Source organism: Bradyrhizobium sp. (genome assembly GCF_035701725.1).
Lineage (GTDB): Bacteria > Pseudomonadota > Alphaproteobacteria > Rhizobiales > Xanthobacteraceae > Bradyrhizobium.
In genome coordinates this window covers 1-13,969 of record NZ_DASSRP010000121.1, presented here as the reverse complement: position 1 = coordinate 13,969, position 13,969 = coordinate 1, and the positions used below count along the sequence as shown (strand labels likewise).

8 protein-coding genes and 1 pseudogene are annotated in these 13,969 nt (G+C 64.3%); all 9 read left to right on the top strand.

Going from position 1 to position 13,969, the window contains the following annotated elements:
* The first annotated feature begins 107 nt into the window (after positions 1-107).
* A complete protein-coding gene (dut, locus tag VFL62_RS06900; RefSeq protein WP_325171623.1) occupies positions 108-566 on the top strand; it encodes a dUTP diphosphatase in 459 nt (152 codons plus the stop codon).
* A gap of 192 nt (positions 567-758) precedes the next feature.
* A complete protein-coding gene (locus tag VFL62_RS06895; RefSeq protein WP_325171622.1) occupies positions 759-3,266 on the top strand; it encodes a PAS domain-containing sensor histidine kinase in 2,508 nt (835 codons plus the stop codon).
* Positions 3,263-4,786: a tRNA (adenosine(37)-N6)-threonylcarbamoyltransferase complex ATPase subunit type 1 TsaE gene (gene tsaE, locus VFL62_RS06890; protein ID WP_325171621.1), complete on the top strand. Its 1,524-nt coding sequence runs from the start codon at positions 3,263-3,265 to the stop codon at positions 4,784-4,786. Before VFL62_RS06895 ends, tsaE begins: the two co-directional genes overlap by 4 nt.
* Before the next feature lie 122 nt (positions 4,787-4,908).
* A complete protein-coding gene (locus VFL62_RS06885) occupies positions 4,909-5,217 on the top strand; it encodes a PilZ domain-containing protein (protein WP_325171620.1) in 309 nt (102 codons plus the stop codon).
* A gap of 190 nt (positions 5,218-5,407) precedes the next feature.
* The gene (locus VFL62_RS06880) at positions 5,408-6,130 is read left to right on the top strand and encodes a nucleotidyltransferase family protein (protein WP_325171619.1); all 723 of its coding nucleotides are present in this window, start codon (positions 5,408-5,410) and stop codon (positions 6,128-6,130) included.
* 206 nt (positions 6,131-6,336) lie between these two features.
* Positions 6,337-9,480, top strand: a complete 3,144-nt coding sequence (addB, locus tag VFL62_RS06875; RefSeq protein WP_325171618.1) for a double-strand break repair protein AddB — start codon at positions 6,337-6,339, stop codon at positions 9,478-9,480.
* Positions 9,474-12,977 (top strand): double-strand break repair helicase AddA, encoded by a 3,504-nt coding sequence (addA, locus tag VFL62_RS06870; protein ID WP_325171617.1) that lies wholly within the window; start codon positions 9,474-9,476, stop codon positions 12,975-12,977. Before addB ends, addA begins: the two co-directional genes overlap by 7 nt.
* 68 nt (positions 12,978-13,045) lie before the next feature.
* Complete coding sequence (trxA, locus tag VFL62_RS06865) at positions 13,046-13,366, top strand: thioredoxin (RefSeq protein ID WP_298107188.1); 321 nt, start codon at positions 13,046-13,048, stop codon at positions 13,364-13,366.
* Positions 13,367-13,512: 146 nt separating this feature from the next.
* Positions 13,513-13,969: pseudogene (locus VFL62_RS06860) on the top strand (ATP-dependent DNA ligase); the annotation flags it as partial.

Genomic DNA, 13,969 nt, shown 5'->3' with positions numbered 1-13,969 from the left:
GGCACGATCGACGTCGATTCCTGGCCGGTCATGACCAAGGACGAAGTCGCGAACGAACTGATCGCGCATGTCGCCAAGGCCGTCGCCAAACCATCGGGGCAACCATCGTGAACAGCATCGTCAAGGTCGAGGTAAAACAACTGCCGAACGGCGCGGGCCTGCCCCTGCCCGCCTATCAGAGCGCGCTGGCCGCCGGCCTCGATCTGCTTGCCGCCGTTCCGGAAGACGCGCCTCTCACCCTTGGACCCGGCAGGTACGCGCTGGTGCCGACCGGTCTTTCGATCGCGCTGCCAGCGGGTTTTGAAGCGCAGGTGCGCCCACGCTCGGGTCTGGCGGCAAAGCACGGGATCACCGTACTAAACGCGCCGGGCACGGTGGACGCGGATTATCGCGGCGAAATCGCGGTGCCGCTGATCAATCACAGCGACGTGCCGTTTACGATTCGGCGCGGCGAGCGCATCGCACAGATGGTGATTGCGGCGGTCGTTCAGGCGGAGTTCGTTCCGGTGCCGACGTTATCCACCACGGCGCGCGGCGATGGCGGTTTTGGCTCGACCGGCCGCTAATCGGTAAAACCCGAGCCGTATTTTCCTTAAAATGTTGCCCGGCCGGTGACGTAATCCCGCATTTTTTGACGGCAAGATTCACGTTCACGATCTGGACTCTGTACCCGTCGAGTCTCCTTGGCGATATTGTCGCTGATTCGCGCACGGCGGGGGGATTCGCCGAGCCTAAGGTCGTGCGGATTGGGGTAAATCATGTCGGGCGTGATCGCGGCGTTGCGCCGGACCTTGCTGTCGTGCACCTCACTCGCACGCGGCGGACGGGCAACCCAGGGAACTGTTGTTGGCGCTGCCGGACTGGGCCTCTCCCACCCGGCGCAGGCGGCCGATCTGCCGTGGCTGCACTTTATCGGGATGAATCACCAGGAGTTCGCAGCGCTCACGACCGCGCTGTCGCTGCTGGGCTTCTCGGTCGTCGCCGCCATTCTGTTGATGCGCACGCGGGTGCGCGCGGCCCGGAACGAATCGGCCCTGCGCGGCGAGATTCAGCGGCTGCAAAACGAATCCGACCGCTATCGCGCGCTGTTGTTCGCCGAACCCCAGGTCCTGATCGCCTGGCCCGCCGGCGAAGACCGTCCCGAGGTCAGCGGCGATGTTTCGCCGCTCACTTCGCAGGAATTGTCCCAGCGCATCCTGGCGTTCGGAACCTGGCTACCGTCAGCCGCGGCGCTGCAAATGGATCGGGCGATCGAGACGTTGCGCGAGAACGGCGAGGGCTTTCTGCTTAACCTGACCGCATCGAACGGAATTCCCGTCGAGGTCAGCGGCCGCGCCATCGGCGGACAGGCGATCGTGCGGATTCGCGAGTTGTCCGGCATTCGCCGGGAATTGGCCGAAATCCACCAGCGGCACCGGGCGCTGCTGCAGGAAACCGAGATGTTGCGCGGCTTCGCCCAGGCATCTCCCTGGCCGATCTGGGCCAAGGGCCCCGACGGGAATCTGCAATATGCCAACACCGCCTACGCCAAGGCGGCGGAAGCCAGCAGCATCAACGACGCGCTCGAACGCAACGTGCAATTGCTCGACAGCAGCGACCGTGCCGACATGGACCGCGCATTGCAGGAAACATCCTCGTTTGCCGCACGGCTTCCCATCGTGGTCGGCGGCGAGCGGCGCTTCTACGACGTGCAGGCGTTCAATCTCGGCGGCGGCAGCGTCGGAATGGCGATCGACGCCTCGGAAGCCAACGCGCTGAGCGAGGCCTTGGTGCGGATGGCGGAGGCCCACCGCCGAACGCTCGATCAGCTTTCCTCCGGCGTTGCGGTCTTCGATGGCCGGGCACGGCTTGCCTTCTACAACGACAGCTATCGCCGGCTGTGGGATCTCGACCGCACCTTCCTCGACAGCAATCCCGACGATTCCAGCGTGCTCGACCGGCTGCGCGCCGCGCGCAAGCTGCCCGAACAGCCGGATTTCCGGGCCTGGAAAGCCAAGCTGCACGAGGCTTATCGCGCCGTCGAGGCCGAGAAAGATACCTGGTACCTGCCCGACGGCCGCGCGCTCAGCGTCGTCACCACGCCAAATCCCGAAGGCGGCGTCACCTATCTGTTCGACGACGTCACCGAGAGCCTGGATCTGGCGCGGCGCTATGACGGCCTGATCCGCGTTCAGCGCGAAACGCTCGACAATCTCGGCGAGGCGGTGGCGGTGTTCGGCAGCAACGGCCGCGCGCAATTGTTCAACCCGGCCTTCGCCGGCATGTGGAAGCTTTCAGCCGCGGCGCTCGGTGAGCAGCCCCATATCGATACGGTGGAGACCTGGTGCAAACCGCTGTTCGACGACGCCGCGACCTGGCGCATTATCCGCGAGGCGATCACGCGGATCGACAATCGCGTCGCGGTGCCGCTCAAGCTCGAGCGCAAGGACGGCAGCGTGCTGGACTGCATGACCATGCCGCTGCCAGACGGCGCCACCATGCTCACATTCCAGGACATCACCGACACCGAAAACGTCGAGCGGGCGCTGCGCGAGCGCAACGAAGCGCTGGAGACCGCCGACCAGATGAAGGTCGACTTCGTCCACCACGTGTCCTACGAACTGCGCTCGCCGCTGACCACGATCATCGGATTTGCGCATCTTCTCAACGACCCGACGACGGGTCCGCTGGTGCCCAAACAGGCCGAGTATCTGAATTACATCACCGCTTCGACCAATTCGCTGTTTGCCCTGATCAACAACATTCTCGACCTTGCCAGCATCGATGCCGGCGCGATGACGCTCGACATCGGCCCGGTGGATATTCGCAAAGCCATCGACAATGCCGCCGAAGGCATCCAGGACCGGCTGGCACGCGATCATATCGAGCTCAAGACCGACGTCGATCCGAACATCGGAACTTTCGTCGCGGACGGTGGACGCGTGGTACAGGTGCTCTACAATCTGCTGGCCAACGCGGTCGGTTTTTCGCCGCAGCATTCGGAGATCACGCTGAGCGCCAGACGCACCGACCATCACGTCATATTCGCGGTGACCGACAGCGGCCCGGGCATTCCGCCCGAGGTCAAGGACAAGGTATTCGACTGGTTCGAGAGTCACTCCAACGGATCGCGCCATCGCGGCGCCGGCCTCGGCCTGCCGCTGGTGAAATCCTTTGTCGAGCTGCACGGCGGACGGGTACGCGTCGATTCGATCATCGGCAAGGGAACGACCGTCACCTGCGACTTCCCGATCGACCAGGCGGCACATCGTAACGCCGCGGAATGACCAATCCCTCGACATTCTCGCTGGCACTGGCCAACGAGGCGGCAACCGCAAATCTCATGGCCGACCTTGCGCTCTTGATCGGCGCCGGCGACGTCATCACGCTGTCGGGCGATCTCGGCGCGGGCAAGACCGCGGCCGCCCGCGCCTTGATCCGCTACCTCGCCGACGATCCCGCGATCGAAGTCCCAAGCCCGACCTTTACGCTGGCGCAGAATTACGAGCTTGGTCCGTTGCCGCTGATTCACGCCGACCTCTACCGCATCAACGACGCGAGCGAGCTGGAAGAGATCGGCCTGTCGCCTCTGCCGGAAGGCGTCGTGGCGCTGATCGAATGGCCGGAACGCGCAGCCGGCGCGTTGCCGCCGGACCGCATCGACATCGCCTTCAGCCATCGGCCCGCGCTGGGATCGACGGCGCGCGCCGCCGAAATCACCGGCCACGGCAAGGCCGCGGCGCAGGTCGCGCGCCTGCAGGCGCTGCGGCAATTCCTCGACGGCGCCGGCTACATCGACGCCCGGCGTCAGCGCATGCCTGGCGATGCCTCGACGCGCTCCTATGCCCGGCTTTACCGCGACGACAGTTCGGTCATCCTGATGAACTCGCCACGACGGCCCGACGGGCCGGCGATCTACGAGGGCAAGTCCTACAGCGCCGCGGTGCATCTGGCCGAAGACGTCAAGCCATTCGTTGCCATCGCCAACGGCCTGCGTGAGCGTGGACTCTCCGCGCCGGCGATTCATTATGCCGACCTCGAAGCCGGCTTCCTGATAACCGAGGATTTCGGCCGTGAGAGTTTTATCGCAGGTGAGCCGCCGCAGCCGATCGCCGAGCGCTACGAGGCCGCCGTCGACACGCTCGCGGAACTGCACCGCGTGCTGTTGCCCGAAATCCTGCCGCTGGTGCCGCAAGTCAATTATCCGATTCCGATCTTCGACCTCGATGCGATGATGGTCGAGATCGGACTGATGCTGGAATGGTATCTGCCTGACCGCGATGCCGTACCGCCGGACGAGGTCCGCGCCGAGTTCGTCACGCGCTGGCGCGAACTTCTCGCCAAGATCATTGCGCTACCGAAGACCTGGATGCTGCGGGATTTTCATTCCCCCAATCTGATCTGGCTTGCCGAACGTTCCGGAATTTCGCGAGTCGGCCTGATCGATTTCCAGGACGCGGTGCTGGGCCCAGCCGCCTACGATCTGGTGTCACTGCTGCAGGATGCGCGGATCGATATTCCCGAACAGCTCGAATTGACGCTGTTCACCCGCTACATCAAGGCCCGCCACGCCTGCGACCATTCGTTCGATCCCGCAGGCTTTGCCGAGAGCTACGCGATCATGTCGGCGCAGCGAAATACCCGTCTGCTTGGCACCTTCGCGCGGCTCAACCGCCGCGACGGCAAGCCGCAATATTTGCGTCACCAGCCGCGGATCTGGACTTACCTGAGCCGCTCGCTGGCGCATCCGGCACTGGCCGGCTTGCGGGGCTGGTACGAGGTGCATGTTCCGCCACCCAAGACGTGACGGGATTCGAGCGCCGGTTTACCGGATATTAGCCATCGGCCGTCTATTCTGCCCGGTGCCCCTGCCCGCAGCATGGCCGGTTTCGTGATGGACGGCGGGGGCGGCTGCAAGGGCGGAGTACGATGGTGACAGAGCGGCGCAGAGGTGATCGCGTCACGTTCGAACGAGGATTTGCCGCGCACATGATGGGCATCGACGGCACGTGGCGCCGCGACTGCATCATGGAAGACGTCTCCGAGACCGGCGCCAAGCTGACCATCGAGGGCTCGGTCGAAGGGTTGCACCTGAAGGAATTCTTTTTGCTGTTGTCGTCGACGGGCCTGGCCTATCGCCGGTGCGAACTCGCATGGGTGAATGGCGACCAGATCGGCGTTAATTTTCTCAAGACCGGCGACAAGAAGAAGAAGGCGCGGCGCACCGCCGAAGCCTGAAATCTGGCCGGCTGATCCCGTCTTACCACCGTCATATCGGGCGACTATGGCGGTCGATTAATCGATATGCCGCCCGAATCGCCGTGGTATGATTCTTCTCGGGTCGTTCCGACCGCCTGCGGCTTAAGGGCAGACGGAATTGACCTTTCCCGCCACACGGTGGGAACCTGAACGCGAGAGCCCTCCGTACATGTCCGTCAAGCCCAGCAAAGCCATGGTTCTTGCCGCCGGTCTCGGCCTGCGGATGCGTCCGCTCACCGAGCGGATGCCGAAGCCGCTCGTGTCGGTGGCCGGACGGCCGCTGCTCGACCACGTCCTCGACAAGCTGGCCGACGCCGGCGTGAGCGAAGCCGTCGTCAACGTTCACTATCTGCCGGACCAGATCATCGATCATGTGAAGGCGCGCAAGCACCCGCACGTGATCATTTCGGACGAACGCAACCAGGTGCTCGGCACCGGAGGCGGCGTCGTCAAGGCACTGCCGCTGCTCGGCAGCGAGCCGTTCTTTCATCTCAATGCCGATACGCTGTGGATCGACGGCGTTCGGCCGAATCTCGTGCGGCTTGCGGAAGCTTTCGATCCCGCACGGATGGACATTTTGCTGTTGATGGCACCGACGGCCGGCAGCACCGGATATGACGGCAACGGCGATTACGCCATGCTGCCCGACGGCGCGCTGCGCAAGCGCAAAGAGCACCAAGTGGTTCCGTTCGTCTATGCCGGCGTGGCCATCATCTCGCCCGCGATATTCGAGGGCGCACCGAGCGGCGAGTTCTCGCTGACCCGGATGTTCGATGCCGCCAACGAGCAGGAACGGCTGTTTGGGCTTCGGCTTGACGGCAGCTGGATGCATGTCGGCACGCCGGATGCGGTGGGCGCCGCCGAAGAGGCGTTTCTCGAAAGCGTGGCGTAGTTGTCGCCATTGCCGGGCATGGTTCCAAGAACGGCGGCGCTTGCACTCGCTTAAAACCGCCTTCGACGCCGAAGCCTCTTCGGCGTGGTGAAGGCCCGGCAATACATCATTCTTCAACGCTTTTTTCGATGGAATGCGCCGGTCAAGCCCGCGCATGACAAGTCGATAATCCCTATATTCCTCCCTGATCTCGAATCAGGCTGTCCATGCGCGTCTTCAACGTCCCCTCCTCCGTGCCGTTTCTGCGCGCCGTCGTCTCGGCGCTGATCGACGGCCGGCTGATCGAGGGTTTTGCGGCGCGGCAGCAGCCGGAACGGCTGACGCAAGCCACGCTTTATCTGCCCACGCGCCGCTCCGGACGGCTGGTGCGGGAGATCTTTCTCGACGTGCTCGGCAAAGAGGCCGCGCTGCTGCCGCGCATCGTCGCGCTCGGCGACATCGACGAAGACGAACTGGCTTTCGCCGAAGAGGACGATACCTACGGCGGCACAGCGACGCTGGAGCTGCCGCCCAAGCTCGGCGACCTGCAACGCCGGCTGACATTGGCGAGGCTGGTCGCCGCCTGGGCGAAGAGCTCGGCCACCGCACCGCTGGTGGTCGGCAGTCCTGCCTCGACGCTCGCTCTGGCCGGCGATCTGGCGCGGCTCATCGATGACATGGCAACCCGCGGCGTCGACTGGAATGCATTGGACCGGCTTGTGCCCGATGCGCTCGATCAATATTGGCAGCTCACGCTCGAGTTCCTGCGGATCGCCCGCCAGGCGTGGCCGGATTACCTCGCCGAGATCGGCAGGATCGAGCCGGCCATGCGGCGCGACCGCCTGATCGACGCCGAAGGCAAGCGTCTTGCAGCCCACCCTACCGGTCCCGTGATCGCCGCGGGTTCGACCGGATCGATGCCCGCGACCGCAAAATTCCTGCATGTGATTGCGCAGCTGCCGCAAGGGGCGGTCGTGTTGCCGGGACTCGATACCGACCTCGACGAGGCTTCGTGGCAGAGCATCGGCGGCGAGCGTAACGATGACGGCAGCGTCAACGAACATCCCGCCTCCAGCCATCCGCAATATGCGATGCATGCGCTGCTCGAGCGTTTCGGCATTGCGCGTGGCGATGTCGAGAGTCTCACACCATCGGCGTCGTTCGGACGCGAAGTGCTGCTGTCGGAAGCCATGCGTCCCTCCAATGCAACGGCGCAGTGGCATGATCGCCTGAAGAAGCCGGAGATCGCCGACCACATCGCCCGCGGCATGCAAAATCTTGCCGTGATCGAGGCGCCCAATCCGGAAATGGAGGCGCTGGCGATCGCGATTGCGATGCGCGAGGCTGCCCATTTGCGAAAGTCTGCGGCGCTGGTGACGCCGGACCGCGCGCTCGCCCGTCGGGTGATGGCAGCACTCGCGCGCTGGAATCTCGACTTCGACGATTCCGGCGGCGATGCACTGATTGAAACCTCCGCCGGCATCTTCGCGCGCCTCGCCGCGGAAGCCACCACCAGGGGGCTCGAACCAGCAACGCTGCTGGCGCTGCTCAAACATCCGCTGTGCCGGCTCGGGCTCGGGCCGACTGCGCACGCGCCGGCGATCGAAACGCTCGAACTCGCGATCCTGCGCGGAACGCGGCCGCAACCCGGTAGCAAGGGCCTCGCGGCGGATTTTGCCCGCTTTCGGGCCGAACTGACCAAATTCCGCAGCAAGGATCTCTCCTCGCTGCATGGTTCGGAGCGGCGGGCCCATTTGAGCGATTCCGAGCTCGGCGACGCAGAAGCCTTGATCGCGGCCTTGCAGGCCGCGCTGGCGCCGATGGAAAGCCTGTCGCCGACGCGGCCTTATGATTTCGCCGAGATCGTCGCGCGCCACCGCGAGGTGCTGATCGCGCTGTCGCAGGATGCTGACGGCGCTGCGATGGCGTTCGAGGCGCAGGAGGGACTTGCGCTCGCCGCCGCTTTCGACGATTTGCTTGCCGGCGAGAGGCAGAGCGGGCTTTCGATCGCGCTGGCGGACTATGCGGACGTATTCCAGACCGCGTTTTCCGATCGCGCGGTGCGGCGATCGGAGAAGCCGGGCGCAAGGCTCCACATTTACGGCCCTCTGGAATCGCGGCTGATGCAGACTGATCGCATCATCGCCGGCGGATTGATCGAGGGCGTGTGGCCGCCGGCGCCGCGCACCGATCCCTGGCTGAGCCGCCCGATGCGGCACGAACTGGGCCTTGATCTGCCGGAACGGCGGATCGGGCTGTCGGCGCATGACTTCGCGCAGCTGCTCGGCAGCGAGGACGTGATCCTCAGCCATTCCGCCAAGGCCGGAGGCGCGCCCGCGGTCGCCTCGCGATTTCTGCATCGGCTCGAAGCCGTCGCGGGCGAAACGCGCTGGGAGGCGGCCAAGCAAGCCGGCCAACGATATGTCGACTTCGCGCTCGCGCTCGATGCGCCTGATGAGGTGAAGCCGGTCCAGCAGCCCGCACCGACGCCGCCGCGCGCCACGCGGCCGCTGAAATTGTCGGTCACATCAATCGAGGACTGGCTGCGCGATCCCTACACCATCTACGCCAAATATATTCTCAGGCTTGAACCGCTCGATCCCGTCGACATGCCACTGTCCGCGGCCGATCGCGGCTCGGCGATCCACAATGCGATCGGCGAATTCACGAGGAAGTATGCAAAGGACTTGCCGGCCAACCCCATCGAGGCGCTGCGCGAGATCGGCCTCGCTCATTTTGCTCCGCTGATGGAGCGGCCCGAGGCGCGCGCTTTGTGGTGGCCGCGCTTCCAGCGCGTCGTCAGGTGGTTTTCCGAATGGGAAACGACCCGGCGCGCCAATCTTGCCGCGATTCATGCCGAAATCCGCGGCGAGATCCCGATCCATCTCGACGACGAGCGCACGTTCTATCTTTCCGCACGCGCCGACCGGATCGAGCGCCGCCTCGACGGCAGCTTTGTCGTGCTCGACTACAAGACCGGTGCGCCACCGACCGGCAAGCAGGTGTGGATGGGACTGTCGCCGCAACTGACGCTGGAGGCGGCAATCCTTCGCCAGGGCGGTTTCGAAGGCATCGACGCCGGTTCGTCCGTCGGCGAACTCGCTTATGTCAGGATCAGCGGCAATAATCCGCCGGGCGAGCACAAGTCGCTCGAGTTAAAGATAAGGAACGAGACCCCGCAGCCGCCCGACGAGGCGGCAGACTACGCGCTCGCGCAGCTTGAGGCGCTGATCCGCAAATTCGACAATGCGAGCGAGCCCTATCGTTCGCTGAATCTGCCGATGTGGACCAACCGCTACGGCGCTTACGACGATCTGGCACGGATCAAGGAGTGGTCGGCGGCCGGCGGATTGGGGCTTCCGGAATGGTGAAGGCCAAGCGCAGCATCCCCGGCGCCGTCCGCGACAAACAGGCCAGCGCCTCGAATCCGGCCTCTTCGTCGTTCGTTTCGGCGAATGCGGGCTCCGGCAAGACCCATGTGCTGGTGCAGCGCGTGATTCGTCTGCTGCTTTCCGGCGTGCCGCCGGAGAAGATTCTCTGCATCACTTTCACCAAGGCCGCTGCCGCCAACATGGCCGAGCGCGTGTTTACGACGCTCGGTCACTGGGTGACGCTCGACGACCCCGCGCTCGATGAGGCGATCCGTGACGCCGGGCTGCCGCATCCGACGGCAAGGTTGCGCAAAACCGCGCGCGAACTGTTTGCGCGGGCGCTGGAAACGCCGGGCGGCCTGAAAGTGCAGACCATTCACGCGCTGTGTACGCGGCTGCTGCAGCAATTTCCGTTCGAGGCCAACGTGCCGGCGCGTTTTGCCGTAATCGACGAGCGCGACCAGACCGACATGATGGAACGCGCCAACCTCAAGGTTTTCCTGGAAGCTTCGCGCGCACCCGACAGCGCACTGGGCCGCGCGCTCCAGACCGCGATGGCGAATGCCGCCGACGTCACCTTCAAGGACGTGGTGCGGGAGGCCTGCCTTTCCCGCGATCATTTCCTTGCCTGGACCGACGCCGCGGGCAGCGTCGAGGTCGCGGCGGCCGAGATGTCGGCTGCGCTCGGCGTATATGCGAACGACGACCTGGAGACCGTCGACAATGAAATCCTCGATGGCCCCTATCTGCCGCGCCGGCGATGGCTCGAGATCGCGGGCGCGCTCGATGGCAGCAGCAAATCGGACCAGAAGCAGGCCGAGCAACTGCGTGCGTCTTTCGCCGTCACCGGCAGTGCCCAGGTCGACGAATATCTCTGCGTGTTCTTCACCGACGAAAAATCGCCGCGGACCAATGTCCTGACCAAGGCCTTCATGCGCGACAACCCTTCGATCGGCCGCCTGTTCGACAACGAAATCGCGCGGCTGTCGTCTTTGGTTGAAAGACGTCGCGCCGTGATCACCCGCGATCGCACCGAGGCTTTGCTGCATATCGCGATCGCGGCCGCGGCGAATTACCGGCGCGAGAAGGAAGAGCGCGGCCTACTCGACTATGACGACCTGATCGACAAGACGCTTCGCATGCTGGACAAGGTGTCGGCCGGCTGGGTGCATTACAAGCTCGATCGCGGCGTCGACCACGTGCTGATCGACGAGGCGCAGGACACGAGTCCGCGGCAATGGGATATCGTCGAGCACATCATCTCCGAATTCGCCGCCGGCCGCGGTGCCCGCGACGGCGTCACCCGGACGGTGTTCGCGGTCGGCGACGAGAAGCAATCGATCTTCTCGTTCCAGGGCGCGGCGCCGCGCGAGTTTGCCGAACGCCGCCAGAATTTCGGCTCGCGTTTCAGGGCCGCGGGCCTCGACTTCGAATCGATCTCTTTCACCTATTCGTTCCGCTCCGGCGCCGGCGTGTTGCGCGCGGTGGAAAGCGCCTTCCAGTCGCCGGAGGTCTATCGCAGCATCACCACGGATCTCGACGGCATGCCGCCGCACATGGCGCTCGACGACGCCGGGCCCAGCCAGATCGAACTGTGGCCGTTGGCTGAGGCCGACGACCGCAGGGATATCGAGGGATGGCGCGCGCCGTTCGATGGCGTGTCGGTGACCAGTCCTGAGGTGAAACTGTCGCGGCGCGTTCAGGCCGAGATCAAGCGGCTGGTCACAAGCGGCACCATGACCGGGCCCGAAGGGGCACGCCGGCCGCTGACTTATGGCGACGTCCTGATACTCGTGCGCCGGCGCGGCAACCTGTTCGATGCGGTAATTCAGGCTTTGAAGCATGCCAGCATCCCGGTCGCCGGCGCCGACCGGCTGAAATTGACCGAGCACATCGCGATCATCGACCTGATGAATCTTGCGGACGCGCTATTATTGCCGCAGGACGATCTGGCGCTGGCGGTCGCCCTGAAAAGCCCGCTGTTGGGGCTCGATGACGATGATCTGTTTGCGCTCGCCTGGGATCGCAAAGGCTCGTTGCGCGCCGCGCTGTCGCAGCACGCCGGCGACAACGTAAAATTCGCAGATGCACTCAAGCGCCTGGAGCAATGCGAGCGTCGCTTCCTCCATGAAACCCCGTTTTCCTTCTACGCTTGGCTGCTCGGCGGCGACGGCGGCAGGCAACGCATTCTGAAACGCCTCGGCCATGAGGCCAACGATGCGCTCGACGAATTTCTCGAGCTCGCGCTGAATTACGAGCGCAAGGCGGCGGCCTCGCTACAGGGCTTCATGGCCTGGCTGCGCTCGGCTGATACCGAGGTGAAGCGCGACATGGAAATTTCGCGCGATGAAGTTCGCGTTATGACCGTGCATGGCGCCAAGGGCCTGGAAGCTTCCGTCGTCCTCATGATCGACACCACATCGTCACCGGCGGATACGCAGCGATTGCGGCTGATCCAGCTGCCGCGCGCCGGCGGCGGCAAGGTCATGGTCTGGGCCGGAAAGAAAGCCGACGACCCCAAGGCGGTCGCTGCGGCAAGAGAAGCGATGCTCGCCGATACCGAGGACGAATACCGCCGCCTGCTCTATGTGGCGATGACGCGCGCGGCCGACCGGCTGATCATCGCGGGCATCAAGCCCGGCAACGTCAACACGATCCGCAAGCTGTGCTGGTATGACCTGGCCGACAAGGGTCTGGCGGCTTCCGGGCTTGTCGAAGAAATCATCGAGACGGACGACGGTTTGATCCGCCGCTATACGCATGGCGCTCACGCCAGCGGCATCGTCGCGGCGCCGGCAAGCACGCCCCTCGTATTGCCGGCCTGGCTGCGAACGCCGGCCGCTTTGCAGCCGACGCGTGCCGAGCTGTTGCGGCCGTCGGAAGTCGGCGGCGACCAAGCACGGCGCGTCGCGGCCCGCGAAACCGTCGAGCAACGCTCGCGTGCACTGCAGCGCGGTACGCTGGTGCACCGCCTGCTGCAGTCGCTGCCGGACATTGCGGCGGAGCGACGGCGCGAGGCCGCCCTGAACTTTCTCCGCCGCAATGCCACCGACTGGGCAGCCAACGAGCACGACACGCTCGCGACAAAAGTACTGGGACTGATCGTCGATCCCAGATTCGCCGCCGTGTTCGCTGAAGGCAGCCGCGCCGAAGTGCCGATCGTCGGCTATCTCGACCGGCCGGGTGGGACGCCGATGCTGGTGTCAGGCCAGGTCGATCGTCTCGTCGTCACCGAAAGCGAGGTCCTGGTCGTCGACTTCAAGACCAATCAGGTCCCGCCGGTTTCGGCCGCTGCGGCGCCCGCCGCCTATGTCAGCCAGCTCGCACTTTATCGTGCACTGCTGGGAAAACTTTATCCCCAGCGGGCCATCCGAACAGCATTACTTTGGACTGAAACCCCTGAATTAATGGAGATTTCAGCTCCCGCGCTGGACGCCGGACTGGCATCCCTCGCCACCGGGCCGGCAAAGCTTGACCCGGCAAGGGCGCGTTCATAGTTTGGACCCATGATCCCGGCGGCGATTCTCGGAAGGCGCCGCATCTCCTGAACGAACGAGGTAGTACAATGGCGGTTGGCAAGGTTTCCGACACCGATTTCGAAGCCGAAGTGCTCAAGGCGCAAGGCCCGGTCGTGGTCGATTTCTGGGCTGAATGGTGCGGCCCATGCCGCATGATCGCCCCGGCGCTCGACGAGATTGCGGGCGCGATGGGCGACAAGGTCAAGATCGTCAAGCTGAACGTCGACGAGAGCCCCAAGACGGCGTCGAAATACGGCGTGATGTCGATCCCGACGCTGATGATCTTCAAGGGCGGCGAGATGGCGTCCCGTCAGGTTGGCGCCGCGCCGAAGGCAAAGCTTCAGCAGTGGATCACCGCTGCGGTCTGATCGCGCCTCGGAATAATTTCTGACAACGGCCGGCGAATAGCCGGCCGTTTGCGTTGGAAGTCCAGTGATCCAGAGCGGGACCGGACTTGCCAGCCTCACGACCAAAGCTTCCCCACCAAATTTCGACGTTGCCGCATCTCGCGGCGATGGAGGCCCGTTCGGCCGATGCGATCCCGAAAGGTTCGACGTGGCAGTACGAACCGAAGTGGGATGGTTTTCGCTGCCTGCTCTCCCGCGACCATGACAATGTCAGCCTGCGTTCAAAATCGGGCGAAGATCTCGGACGCTACTTCCCCGAATTGATCGCGGCCGCGCTGCAGCTGAAAGCGCGGACATTTATGCTCGACGGCGAAATCGTGGTCCCCATCGGCAAATCGTTTTCGTTCGACGATTTGTTGCAGCGGATTCATCCGGCGGCGAGCCGCGTTACGAAATTATCGCAGCAGACCCCCGCGCTTTATCTCGCCTTCGATCTTCTGGCCGATCCAAAGCATCAGCGGCTCTGGACTGAAGCGCTGCAGAAGCGGCGCCAAGCTCTGGAAATCTTCGCCAAAGGCCAATTCGAATCGACCAAACACTTTCGATTGTCCAAGGCGACAACAA

Bases quoted from the DNA above. Each gene is read 5' to 3' on its own strand.
- addA (WP_325171617.1), top strand. From the start codon at position 9,474: ATGGTGAAGGCCAAGCGCAGCATCCCCGGCGCCGTCCGCGACAAACAG.
- addB (WP_325171618.1), top strand. From the start codon at position 6,337: ATGCGCGTCTTCAACGTCCCCTCCTCCGTGCCGTTTCTGCGCGCCGTC.
- VFL62_RS06895 (WP_325171622.1), top strand. From the start codon at position 759: ATGTCGGGCGTGATCGCGGCGTTGCGCCGGACCTTGCTGTCGTGCACC.
- VFL62_RS06885 (WP_325171620.1), top strand. From the start codon at position 4,909: ATGGTGACAGAGCGGCGCAGAGGTGATCGCGTCACGTTCGAACGAGGA.
- VFL62_RS06880 (WP_325171619.1), top strand. From the start codon at position 5,408: ATGTCCGTCAAGCCCAGCAAAGCCATGGTTCTTGCCGCCGGTCTCGGC.
- trxA (WP_298107188.1), top strand. From the start codon at position 13,046: ATGGCGGTTGGCAAGGTTTCCGACACCGATTTCGAAGCCGAAGTGCTC.
- tsaE (WP_325171621.1), top strand. From the start codon at position 3,263: ATGACCAATCCCTCGACATTCTCGCTGGCACTGGCCAACGAGGCGGCA.